The organism is Algoriphagus antarcticus, assembly GCF_002150685.1.
Lineage (GTDB): Bacteria > Bacteroidota > Bacteroidia > Cytophagales > Cyclobacteriaceae > Algoriphagus > Algoriphagus antarcticus.
In genome coordinates this window covers 129,494-141,933 of sequence record NZ_MSSW01000008.1, presented here as the reverse complement: position 1 = coordinate 141,933, position 12,440 = coordinate 129,494, and the positions used below count along the sequence as shown (strand labels likewise).

General features: G+C 39.6%; 7 protein-coding genes. 6 read left to right on the top strand and 1 reads right to left on the bottom strand.

Features of this window, described 5'->3' with window-relative positions:
- Positions 1 to 99: 99 nt before the first annotated feature.
- Positions 100 to 2,532 carry a TonB-dependent receptor domain-containing protein gene (locus BVH04_RS05015; RefSeq protein ID WP_086540234.1) on the top strand — a complete coding sequence of 811 codons (2,433 nt, stop codon included), beginning with the start codon at positions 100 to 102 and terminating at the stop codon, positions 2,530 to 2,532.
- Positions 2,533 to 2,601: 69 nt separating this feature from the next.
- Positions 2,602 to 3,921 carry a serine hydrolase domain-containing protein gene (locus BVH04_RS05010; protein WP_086540233.1) on the top strand — a complete coding sequence of 440 codons (1,320 nt, stop codon included), beginning with the start codon at positions 2,602 to 2,604 and terminating at the stop codon, positions 3,919 to 3,921.
- A gap of 87 nt (positions 3,922 to 4,008) precedes the next feature.
- Here BVH04_RS05010 and BVH04_RS05005 read toward each other — a convergent pair whose 3' ends face one another.
- Positions 4,009 to 4,473 (bottom strand): MaoC family dehydratase, encoded by a 465-nt coding sequence (locus BVH04_RS05005; protein WP_086540232.1) that lies wholly within the window; start codon positions 4,471 to 4,473, stop codon positions 4,009 to 4,011.
- Between the two features lie 158 nt (positions 4,474 to 4,631).
- Between BVH04_RS05005 and BVH04_RS05000 the strand changes: the two genes are divergently transcribed.
- The 4 genes from BVH04_RS05000 to BVH04_RS04985 all read left to right on the top strand — a co-directional run bounded on the left by BVH04_RS05000 (position 4,632) and on the right by BVH04_RS04985 (position 12,433).
- Positions 4,632 to 6,521 (top strand): DUF3857 domain-containing protein, encoded by a 1,890-nt coding sequence (locus BVH04_RS05000; protein ID WP_140160523.1) that lies wholly within the window; start codon positions 4,632 to 4,634, stop codon positions 6,519 to 6,521.
- Entirely contained in the window at positions 6,514 to 8,439 is a 1,926-nt protein-coding gene (locus BVH04_RS04995; RefSeq protein WP_086540230.1) for a DUF3857 domain-containing protein, read from the top strand. Before BVH04_RS05000 ends, BVH04_RS04995 begins: the two co-directional genes overlap by 8 nt.
- Before the next feature lie 146 nt (positions 8,440 to 8,585).
- Entirely contained in the window at positions 8,586 to 10,514 is a 1,929-nt protein-coding gene (locus BVH04_RS04990; protein WP_086540229.1) for a DUF3857 domain-containing protein, read from the top strand.
- Positions 10,514 to 12,433, top strand: a complete 1,920-nt coding sequence (locus BVH04_RS04985) for a DUF3857 domain-containing protein (RefSeq protein WP_086540228.1) — start codon at positions 10,514 to 10,516, stop codon at positions 12,431 to 12,433. The genes BVH04_RS04990 and BVH04_RS04985 overlap by 1 nt, the downstream gene beginning before the upstream one ends.
- Positions 12,434 to 12,440: the final 7 nt, after the last annotated feature.

The following is a 12,440-nucleotide window of genomic DNA, read 5'->3' as shown; positions in this document are numbered from 1 at the left end:
TTAAAAGTGGCTTTTAAAACTTATTTGAGCCTATTTCTTGCCTTGGCATTTCTTTTTCAATAGGGTGGCACAGAACGACACACACAAAGAACTATTGAAATGAAAACGACCAACTTGCTTTTTTTAACATTTTTGACCTACCTCCTAGGGTTAAGTAACCTTGCCGCCAAAGATGTCAGCCAGATCTCAGGAAAAATCACTGACCAAAACGAGAACTCAGTGCCTTATGCAAATGTGGCATTGATAGATGCTACGAGCGGCAATCTCGTGGGTGGGGCTGTATCTGATGAAAATGGAGTTTTTCTGATTGAATCAACGAAGACCGCCAAGGTGAAATTGGTGATTTCGTCCATCGGTTTTGCACAGTTTGAATCCGAGGTTTTCGCACTCGCACCAGGATTGATCAAAGAATTTGGGACAGTGGCTATCCAAGACGAGATGACGGGACTGGATGAGGTCACTGTGAAATCCTCGCGTCCTGAGATTATTATCGAGCCTGATAAGACCGTCATCAACGTGGAAGGAACGGTGATGGCTGAAGGATCTAATGCGTTAGACATAATCGGTAGATCTCCGGGAATCTACGTGGATCAGGATGGGATAATCAACCTGAATGGTAGGACTGGTGCTACAGTGATGATCAATGATCGATTGACTTACATGAGTGCCACTGATCTGGCAAACTTTCTTCGGGCTATGCCTGCGGATAACATTAAGAGTATAGAAGTGATCAATAATCCATCAGCACGATTCGATGCGGAAGGTTCTGCTGGTGTAATTAATATCAAGCTGAAAAAAAATACTGTAGATGGGATTTTTGGAAATATTCAGGCTGGAGCTTTGTATAACGGGCAATGGCTCCCAAACACTGGAGTTTCTCTAAATGTGAAGAAAGGCAAATGGAGCACAAATGCCAATTTGAACTACAATCACTATGGGAATTACAATGATTTGGAAATCAATAGAAACTTTGTAATCCCAGAAGGTGTATCAAACTTTTTTCAGGATTCAAGAATTACCACGAGGAACAAAAATCTGTTTTTCAACGGAGCGGCTAATTATGAGATAAATGAGAATCAAAATATCGCACTCAATGTACAGGCTTCAGATTCTAAGGATACCGATGACAGTAATTCTTTGACTGATATTATCACTCCGGGGATTTCAGAAATCAGCTACCTGGATTCTAAGAACAATTCTGTAGGAGTAGGAAATAGAATTTTTGTCAACCTTCACTACGATGCAAAGCTGGATACTTTGGGCACAAAGATCAGCTCAGACATTGACTTTACGAGAATGAATTCTGATAGTGAGTCTTTATTGACCAATATGCAATGGGTTGGTGAAAACACTTCAGACGTGATGAATAGTCGTATTTTGACACTCAATGATATGTACTACAACATCTTCACTGCCAAAGTAGATTTTGTGAAACCTGTAGGAAAAGGAAATACAATCGAGACGGGTGTAAAGGGAAGCTGGGTGATGTCGGATAATAACCTTGACCTGAGTAAATCCCAGGAAGATGGCCCACTTGTACCTGATCCAAGTAGCAACAGCTTCATTTACAATGAAAATGTCCTTGCAGCCTACATTTCGTATAAAGGTAAATTCTCCGAAAAACTTTCTTACCAGGCAGGACTCAGAGGTGAGTACTCTGATATCACAGGAAATTCGGTGACGTTGAATCAGGTGAATAACCAGAAGTATTTCAACCTATTCCCAAGTGCTTTTCTACAGCATAAAATCAGTGACAACTACCAGATCGTCTATAACGTGAATCGCAGAATCACCAGGCCAAACTATCGATTGCTCAACCCATTTGTGTATTATATCGATCCTTTGACGACAGAAAGGGGTAATCCGAATCTGAAGCCTCAGTATTCCAATAACTTGGAGATGAACCATGTGGTGAAAGGAGCTTACCAATTTACTCTCGGCTATAGTGAGACTGAGGATGCATTTATGCAGGTCTTTGTACAGAATGAAGAAGAACGCACTACAACTACCTACACAGATAATTTTGACAAGACAAGAAATGCCAACTTCAGAGCAATCATCCCGGTAGATATCAAAGAGTGGTGGACCACTTCCAATATGGTTCAGGTAAATTATAACCAATATAAATCCCAAATTGGTGACGACTACCTTGACGTTTCTAACACTTCATTTATGGTTCGCTCGCAACATAACTTGACATTGCCTTTGGGATTTAAAGCGGAGGTAATGGGTATTTATCTTGGTCCACAGATTTGGGGACAAGGTGAGATCGCTGGTTTCGGCTGGGTGGATGCTGGTGTGACCAAATCAATTATGAAAGATAAGATCACGCTTTCGGTAAACGGTACTGACCTTTTCCGCACCCAAGTAATCAAGGCGAATGTAGATTTTGCAGCTATTGATACAAATTTCCGTCAGTATCGAAGCAACCAGGGAGTTAGATTCACGCTGAAATACAATTTTTCCAAAGGAGAAAGCTTCCGTGTGAAAAGCAACTCAGGAAGCTCAGAGGAGAGAAATAGATTAGATTAAATGAGTAAAACAGCTTTTCCCATTGGGGAAAAGCTGTTTGCAATTTCCAAAAGTTAATAAAATACTGATATGAGGAAGTATAAAGTTTTAGCATTGATACTATGGATTTCTACCGGATTCAGCGGCCTTGCCACAGCTCAGGATTTTTCTAAGCTTGATCAGTTTTTGGACTCCCTGCAAATGCATGATAAGTTCATGGGAAACATTCTACTATCCCATGAAGACAAGGTGATCTATGAACGCTCAATTGGGTTCCATGATAGTGAGGCTGGCGAGAAATTGACAGAAGCCTCTCGCTTTCGAGTAGGCTCTATTTCTAAAATGTTCACGACTTCCTTGGTATTGAAAAGTGTTGAGGAAGGGAAATTGAGTCTTGAACAGCCGCTTTCGGACTTTTATCCCCAAGTAAAAAATGCTGAGAAGATCACTATTAGCCATTTGCTCCAACATCGCAGTGGCATCCACAACTTCACGAATGACGAAGTCTATATGACTTATTACCTGAACCCCCAAACCGAGGAGTTTATGGTAGAGCAAATCTTGGCTGGAGGTAGTGATTTTGAGCCGGACAGCAAGGGAGAGTACTCCAATTCCAATTTTGTGCTACTGACTTATATTTTGGAGAAAGTAAATCATCATTCGTATGCTGATCTGATCAAAGAATACATCACTTCACCACTGCGGCTGAAAGGTACTTATGTAGGTAAAGCTCCTGAAAAGGAAGAAACCAAGTCTTATAAATTTGGAGACGGAAAATGGGTTTTTGAGCCGCTTACCGATATGTCTGTACCTGCTGGCGCTGGCGCCATCGTTTCCACTACAACTGATCTGGCTAAGTTTATTGAAGTACTTTATGCAGGAAAAATTGTCTCAGAAGAAAGTCTAGGATTAATGATGGAGATGGAAGATGGATTTGGGAGGGGAATGTTTCAATTTCCTTATGGTGTTCAGAAAGGGTATGGGCACAATGGGGGGATCGATGGTTTCCATTCACATTTGAGCTATTTTCCTGAGGAAAAGTTGTCAGTCGTAAGTCTTTCAAACGGTTTGAACTTTAACAGTAATGAGATTTTGCTGGCCGTGCTTGATAGTTACTTTGGTAAGGAAGTGAAGATCCCTAACTTTTCCAGCGTCGTACTAAGTGAAGAAGATCTGGATGAATATGTAGGTGTATATGCTTCCGAGCAGATTCCTTTGGTGATTACATTTGTACGAGATGGAAACGTGCTCATTGCCAAACCCAGTGGCCAACCGGATGCTCCTCTGGAAGCGAAAGGGGAACATCGATTTGAATTTGCGATGGTCGGAGCCATCTTCGAATTTGCTCCGGAAACAGGTGGGATGACACTGAAGCAAGGTGGTGCATCGATTGCTTTTAGAAGGAAATGATCAAAAATAGTCAGGTGATCACCTGGCTATTTTTGATTTTATGCCTTTGAATCCCTTTTTTAAATGGTAAGATCTTTTAGAAGATGCTTACTGAAAATGATACAAGAAGATCAAAACACCGGTAAAGGCGGGCTTTTTCTGGTCTTTGATTTCGAGTGTGACCTCAACTTCTGCTTTGACAGTTCCTCGGAGATTTGCTACGTTTTTTAGCTTTGCGGCCAAGCGTACTTCACTTTCCACGAGCACGGGATTAGCAAACTTCAGAGATTCAATTCCATAATTGATCATCATTTTTAGATTGCGCACGTCCACGATTTGCTCCCAAAGATGTGGCACAATACTCAGCGTGAGGTAGCCATGTGCGATGGTATTTCCAAATGCCCCCTCAGCCTTTGCCCGTTTTGGATCTGTATGAATCCACTGATGATCATGGGTAGCTTTTGCGAAAATATTAATCTGTTCCTGAGTAATCTGGAAATATTCGGAGGTGCCTAAGCTCTGTCCGTTGTGTTTCTCAAACTCTTCAAAACTACCGATGATTACTGGAGGCATGCGTTATTTATTTTGAATAAAGTCAAATTAGGGAAGTTTTGATGGGAATTACAAGGGAATTATTTAGCCCGATAGTATAAAAGTATGCTTCAAAATAGGCAGATTATTCACTAAAATAATTTTTTAATGTGCCTTCAGTTATAAAAAAACTACATACTTTGCAGACTTTTATCACTGATTTCTATATGGTTGCATTGCTTGTAGTAGCTCACTTATTATTAGGTTTTCCAGTTCATTCTGACTCTATCTCTAAGAAGGATTCCCCTCCTATTTACTCCATACTTTCAGAAAATCAGCGGATTGAAATTTCTGATTCTTATGAAGTTATTTACAAAATAGAGCGAACATTTACTGTCCTTTCTTCTGAAGGATTAGCTCACGCTTTTACCTCTGTTTTTTACGACAAGTTAAATGAAATTGAAAGCGTTGAAATAGAAATCACTGATCCCATAAGTGGTAAAACTCTTGAGAAGGCAAAGGCCAAAGATATGGCAGATGCCGCCATATATTCCAGTGGCAGCATCTTTGATGATAATCGACATAAGTATTTTGAAGTAAAAAGCAGCAAATTTCCCGTTCAGGTTGCAGTTACTATTGAGACTAAATCTTCTAGTAATTTCCACTTGAGTGATTGGGTTCCGGTCCACCGGTATAACCAGAAAGTGACTAAGTCTACGCTCGTTGTAGCCTATCCCGAGCATATTGGCTTGCGCTATAAAGCTGTGAATTTGCTCGGAGAAAAGTCTGAAAAAACTGTGGGTAAACTAGTCGAAGTGACTTGGGTGGAAACAGATCTGCCCGTGCAAACACCTGATTTGAAGAAAGAAGATGATCATCGATTGCTACTGGCTCCAGTGGTATTTGCGATGGGAGATTTTGTAGGGAAAATGGAAGATTGGTCAGGCTTAGCCACTTGGCAATACGAACTAAATAAGGGCCGAAATGTACTTCCGGAAGAATTTATAGCAGAGATTAAGACGATGGTTGCAGATACTGATAGTGATTATGAAAAGATTGAAATTCTTTATCAATACCTTCAGAAAAACTACCGCTATGTGAGTATTCAGCTGGGTATAGGAGGGTGGCAGACGATGTCTGCTACAGAAGTGGTGAAGTATGCTTACGGTGATTGCAAAGGCTTGACAAATCTCATGAAGTCCATGCTGGAAGCTGTGGAGATAGCATCCAATTATACATTGGTTCAAGCAGGTGAAAATGCGGAGAAAATTGAAACAGATCTTCCTTCCAATCAATTTAACCACGTCATTTTGCAGGTACCTTTGGAGGATGGGAAAAGCCCAGTTTGGCTGGAATGTACCTCCAATTCGCTTCCTACAGGTTTTCTGGGAGATTTTACCAAGAATAGATATGTATTGGTCACTAATGAACGTGGGGGATATCTCACCAAAACACCTGCCTATAATAGCAGTGAATGGAATACTGTACTCAGCAAAAATGTGGTCAAAATTGATCCACAGGGAAATGCGACCATCGCCACCAAAATCAACGTTCAGGGTAATTTTGCGGAGGATCTGCAGAATGTCAAACAATACTTGGATACACGTCAGCAGCGTGACTTTTTCAATAGCAATTCTCCAGTTGCAGGATTGATTATTAATCAATATGAGCTGCATGTGGATCATAAAGATTCTCTTTTATTGGCTGACCTTAGCTATGAAGGGTTTATTCAGAAGTTTGTCCAAAACACTGCTAAGCGAATGATTCTAAAACCATTCCTTGGGAAGATTACCGATGAAATGCTAGTCAATAATTCACTTAATCAAATTGACGAATATCTGATTGAGCTTCCAGAGGTGATGGAGGCAGAGAATTTATCAGAAAACTTGGTACTCGAAGAAGAGGGTATTAAAGTGACTTTACGGACATCTTTAGAAGGAAAAAACCTGAGTGTGAATAGAGAAATTAATCTATCACTTAGCGAGGATATTTCTGAGGAAGCCAAAACTGAACTTATCAAACGAATTAATGCCCTAGGCTCTTCTAACTTCTATTTTATCAAAAACACAGCTGCACTCAGACATGATTAAATCTCTACTAACTTTTATTTTTCTACTCCTTTCGACACATACTTTTTCTCAAACTTATAAACTTGGAGAGTTTGAGGACAGCGAAATTTCCTTAACAGAAGTATCCTATGAGCCGGATGCTCCTGCAGTGATATTAGTATCTCAAGGGAATTCCAGGTTCTTATCTGGAATGTTGGAGACTAGCCATTTTGTGCGCTTAAAAGTACTTGCCGAAGCCGGGAAGGAGTATGCGGACATTCGGATTCGGTATTACGCTGGGGATCAAAACATGGAAGATATCCTTGCAGTCAAAGCTCAGACCACAAACTTCGTTGATGGAAAAGCAGAAAGTGTAAAGGTGTCAAAAGATGGGGTTTTTGATGTGGATCTTGATGATGGCTATAAGGAGCTGAGAATATCATTTCCGAATGTGCAAGTAGGATCTATTATTGAATATCAATACAAGAAAACAGATAAAAATCGCACATTTATCGATGGCTGGACATTCCAAAATAAGCTGCCTACACTTTATAGCAAGTACGCAATCAATATGATCCCATCATTAGAATATAAGATGTTGGGTCAAGGCCAGAATTATACTTCAAGTGTAGAAAAAACTAGCGAATACGATAATTATAGTTGGGTTTTGAAAGATATTCGTTCACTCAAAGAAGAGCCATACATGAAGAATTATCGTGATTACGTTGATCGTATAGATTTTCAACTAGCTCGATACGAAGTGAGAGGTGATTATGGGCCAAAATGGGAGTATGTACTAAATACGTGGGAAGTGCTTGGCGATGAAGTAATCTCCATGTATTCCCAAAAGGGTTTTTATAGAAGTAACCCCATTGAGAAAGAATTCCTTGACGTTGATTTGAAAGGTGAAACACAGCTAGAGACTGCTCAAAATGCCTACTATTATTTGAGAAATAACTTCAGGGTTGAAGGGGAAGACTGGATCTATCCAGAGCAAAATCTTAATCAGTTACTGAAATCCAAGGTAGGCAGCCCTGCTGAGATCATGCTTACACTCATGGGAGTATTGAAATCCGAAGGAATCACTTGCGAGCCTGTTTTGATCGGTAGTAAAGGTTATGGACGAAGCGACATAGTTCCTTTTCCCTTTCTAAATCAGTTTGATGAAATATTATTGCTCGCTGAACTAGACGGCGAGCAACAATTTGTGGATTTATCACAACCTGATGCCCCTTTTGGTTATGTGGATCTAGACAAGCATGTGGGAGGTGGACTGTATCTACAGAAGCAGCAGAGTAAGCTTGTGCCAATTGATATTCAGAATAATTCGAATTCTATTTATTTCGGTCAGGTTGAAATGAATGATGAAGGTCAATTGGTAATGGCGAGTTCTCATAGAAATTATCGCTACAGAGGCCTCAGTTTGGCGAAGCAGATAGATGAAATTCAAAAAAGAAATGATTCCTTAGAAAAGCTATTCGATGAAGAGGAAGGTGTAATTTTTGAAAATTTCAATGTGGACAATATGCTGGAAGAGAAAGGGTTTGTGACGTTAAATTTTGAAATGAAATTTCCTGAGATTGTAGATCAAGATATGATTCTTTTTAGCCCACTGAAATTTTCATCTTTTGCTGAAAATCCCTTTACTCAAGAGTATCGAATGTTTCCCGTCGATTTTGGGTATGCATTTTCAGAAACATATAACACCGTCGTGTCCGTTCCAGAAGGGTATGAAATAGATGACTACCCATTGGAAGCGGGTTATACCATAGATGGAGGATATGTCGTTTTCGTGTACTCTCCTTCAATAATCAACGATAACCTTAAAATATCAGCAAAATTCATGGTGAATGCTCCGCTTATTCCGGCAAGTGAGTATGAAAATCTCAAGTATTTCATGGAAAGCGTAGCCTCAAAACTTTCTGAACCGGTGATCCTAATAAAGAAGATAAGTCCTTGATAGCAAAAACCTTTTAGTCACCAGAAAAAGCAACATCACGCTGGATGAAGAAATGAGTAAGGATGAAAAATCAGAACTTCTAAAACGCATTAACGCTTCGAGCACCAAAAATTACTATTTCACGAAGTCAACCACGACAAGTATACATGAATAGAGCCTTCCTTTTTTTCACTCTTCTTTGTATTTCCTTTTCAGCCTTTTCCCAGACAGCTAAGCTTGGGCAAGCGAATCAAACGGAAGTTTATCTGAGTGAAGTGCCTTTCGAGCCAGATGCACCAGCGGTGATATTGATGACTCAGGGAGAGTCGAAGTTTTTTGGGAATGTCTTTGAGACCACTTATTTCGTTCGGATCAAAATCTTAGCGGAATCAGGAAAGCAATATGCGGATGTTCGCATGCGGTACTACGTCGGTGATAAGCGCTATGAAGAAATCAGCGGACTGAAAGCACAAACGGTGAATTATGTAAATGGGAAAGCTGAGGAGATCAAAGTAGAAAACGAAGGGATTTTTGATGTTGCGGTGGATAATGGTTATCAGGAAGTGCGGATTTCATTTCCCAATGTTCAGGTGGGCTCCATCATAGAATATACGTACAAGAAAACTGATAAGAATATCACCTTCATTGATGGCTGGACGTTTCAAAACAACATTCCTACGCTTTATAGTAAGTATCAGATTACCATGACACCTTATTTACAGTATAGGACAATAGGTCAGGGAAGTAACTATGCTAGCAAAGTTGAAAAGACGGATGCTTATGGTACTTACAGTTGGACGTTGAGGGATCAATATTCGCTGAAAGAAGAGCCTTTCATGAAAAACTATAGGGATTATGTTGATCGGATAGAGTTTCAGCTTACCCAATATCAAGCGAGTTCATCTACATCGGGAGTAGAATGGGAAAATGTTATGAATACTTGGGAAGCGTTGGGAGACGACATGATTACCTACTATTCTGATAAAGGCTTTTACCGAAGTAATCCAATAGAAAAGGAATCCTTAAACGTGGATTTGTCAGGAGCTTCGCAAAAAGAGAAAGCAGAGAAGGCTTATTATTACCTCAGGGACAACTATGGGATAAAAGGAGAAGACTGGATTTATCCAAAGCAATCGCTAAATCAGCTGCTCAAAAGCAAAGTAGGTACTCCTGTGGAATTGATGCTGACACTGATGGGAATTCTCAAATCCATGGGAATAAAATGCGATCCCGTGCTGATAGGTAGCAAAGGCTACGGAAGAAGTGAACTAGTGCCCTACCCCTTTCTCAACCAGTTTGATGAAATACTTCTTCTTAAAGAGCTTGATGGCTCCCTTCAGTTCTTAGACCTCACCGACGTGATGGCTCCCTTTGGCTATGTGGATTTAGATAAGCACGTCGCTGGCGGACTTTACTTACAAAAGAAGGCGAGCAAGCTAATCCCAATCGACATCCGGCATAATTCAAACACCGTTCATTTTAGTCAGGTGAGCTTAAATGAGTCAGGGCAGCTTTGGATGCAAAGTTCTTTCAGAAACTATTTTTATAAAGGACTTGATTTAGCCCATTTGGTAGCATCAAATGAAAGGAAAAACGAGCCTTTGGAGAAATTATTTAAAGAAGAGGATCAGACTAATTTTAGCAACTTCAAAGTGGATGATGCGATTCATGAGAAAAACTTTTACACAGTAAATTACGAAGTAACATACCCTCAAACTGGAAATAGTGACTTCATTTCATTTAGGCCATTGAAGGTCTCGTCGTTTTCAGACAACCCATTTTCAGAGGAATATCGCGTATTTCCCGTCGATTTTGAATATTCATTCACAGAGACTTATAATACTAATGTGATGATTCCCGAAGGATATGAAATCGACGATTATCCCTTGGAGGAAAAATTTACTATTGATGGAGGGTACGTGACTTTTATGTATTCACCGATGATGATGGATAAAATGTTGAAAATTACAGCTAGGCTTGAGGTCAAAATCCCGTTGATTCCTGCACATCAATATGGAAACCTCAAGTATTTCATGGAAAGCGTAGCCTCAAAACTTTCTGAACCGGTGATCCTAAAAAAGAAGTCTAACCCCTGATGAATCCGCTTTATTGGAGGATTTTTATTCTCCACTTTCTCATCTTATTTATTCCCTTTTTGTGCCAGGCACAGGTAGTTTTTGGCGAGTATACTGAAGAAGAACTCGCACTTGAAGTCGTCCCATTCGAGCCAGAGGCAAAGCAGGTTACACTTTATGAAGAAGCCAATGCTTACTTCAAAGTGAATGGTATATACACGGACTATATATACAGGGTCAAGGTTTTGGATGATAATGTGGAGGGCTTCGGAGATTTCAGAATACAATTTTACAAAGGGCTATACTTAAACGAGGATATCACAAGACTCAAAGCACAGGTAAGCTATCAGGATGGGGATCAAAGAAAGGTAGTACAGCTTTCAAATAAAATCCATTTAAAAGAAGTGGATATGGGAGAGGGATATTTTGAAGTTCGGATTGCTTTTCCTCAGGTGAAAAAAGGATCCATTTTGGAATATAGCTATACCAAAATGGATAAGGGTTATAGCATATTAGACGGATGGGCTTTTCAAAAAGAAATCCCTGCCTTGGTGAGCAAGTACACCTTTAAAGCGCCTGATTTTTTTCAGTATCAAATGATTACGCAAGGAAAAGCACTTCAAGAAGTTGCTCAGATTTCCGAAAAGAGAAACACGTATTCTTGGACGTTAAAGAACATTCCCTCACTTCCCCAAGAACCATTTGTTGGCAGTTTGTATGATTATCAGATCAGAGTGGACGGTTATTTATTTACTAGTCAATATGTAAAAGAAGAGAATCTGGAAACTTCAGACATCTTTTATGCTTCATGGAAGCAAATGGCGACTAAACTTATGGAAGGAACCGAGACATCCACTTATTTGGGAGATAAAGTGCCTAAGGCCAAATACCCTTCTTTGATATTCACTGATTCTACACAGAAAGCCACAGCTATTAAGGTCTTTGATTATGTTTCAAAAAACTATAAAGCGTATTCTTCTCGATGGCTAGAACCATTTTATACGTTGCCAGATTTTTTGGAGAAGAAAGAAGGAAATAGCTTCGATAAAAATTTACTCCTTTCGCATTTGCTCAAGCTTGAGGGTATAGATTCTCATATAGTTATGGTAAACGAGCGTGGAAAAGGGAGGAGTACATTGATTGAAAAACCCTATATCAATCAATTTCAAAGCTCAATTTTACTTGCTAAGATTGATGGGCAGCAGGTATTTTTGGATGCAACTGACTCAACTGCTCCTTTTGGTCTTGTACCATTGAGAAAGCTTGTTCCGAGGGGCTTTTTTATGGAGAAAGACAAGGGCAGGCTGGACGAAATCAACTTACAACACCGATCTGGAATCATTCATTTGGTCAATCTTGAAGCCGATTCTACTCGAAATTTGCAGCTTTCACATACACTCAGATTTATGGATTATGAAGCGTTGAAGGGTGGAAAATATAAGGAGGCAGGTTCATATGAGAATTTGTTAGAGGAAAATGGAATTGAAAAAGAGCTTTTGGATTTCTCTTATGATGATCAGATAAAAGAAAAAAGAATGTTTACCATGCACTTCAAAACAAATATTGAAACTGCATCCGAAGATTTCATAATAATAAGCCCATTTGAGTTGTCTTCCTTTGCTAAAAATCTCTTTACTCAAGATAGCCGAATACTTCCAATAGAATTTGATTATCCAATCTTTGAGAGTTTTAATGTGAATCTCATCATCCCGGATGGATATGAGCTCGATGACTATCCTGAGGATCAGGTGATCACAATTCCTTCGAAAGGCATAAGATTCTTGTTTCAGTCTGATGCCAGTGATAAAGAGTTGAAAATTAGTACAAGAGTAGAATTACTCAAATCAACCTTTCCTGCTTTAGAGTATTCTGATCTGAAATTTATCATGGAGAGTATAGCTTCCAAAATGTCAGAACCTATTTTATTGAAGAAGCTCTAAAATCAGG

Coding starts and splice junctions, on each gene's coding strand:
- BVH04_RS05010 (WP_086540233.1), top strand. CDS start 2,602: ATGAGGAAGTATAAAGTTTTAGCATTGATACTATGGATTTCTACCGGA.
- BVH04_RS05015 (WP_086540234.1), top strand. CDS start 100: ATGAAAACGACCAACTTGCTTTTTTTAACATTTTTGACCTACCTCCTA.
- BVH04_RS04990 (WP_086540229.1), top strand. CDS start 8,586: ATGAATAGAGCCTTCCTTTTTTTCACTCTTCTTTGTATTTCCTTTTCA.
- BVH04_RS04985 (WP_086540228.1), top strand. CDS start 10,514: ATGAATCCGCTTTATTGGAGGATTTTTATTCTCCACTTTCTCATCTTA.
- BVH04_RS05005 (WP_086540232.1), bottom strand. CDS start 4,473: ATGCCTCCAGTAATCATCGGTAGTTTTGAAGAGTTTGAGAAACACAAC.
- BVH04_RS04995 (WP_086540230.1), top strand. CDS start 6,514: ATGATTAAATCTCTACTAACTTTTATTTTTCTACTCCTTTCGACACAT.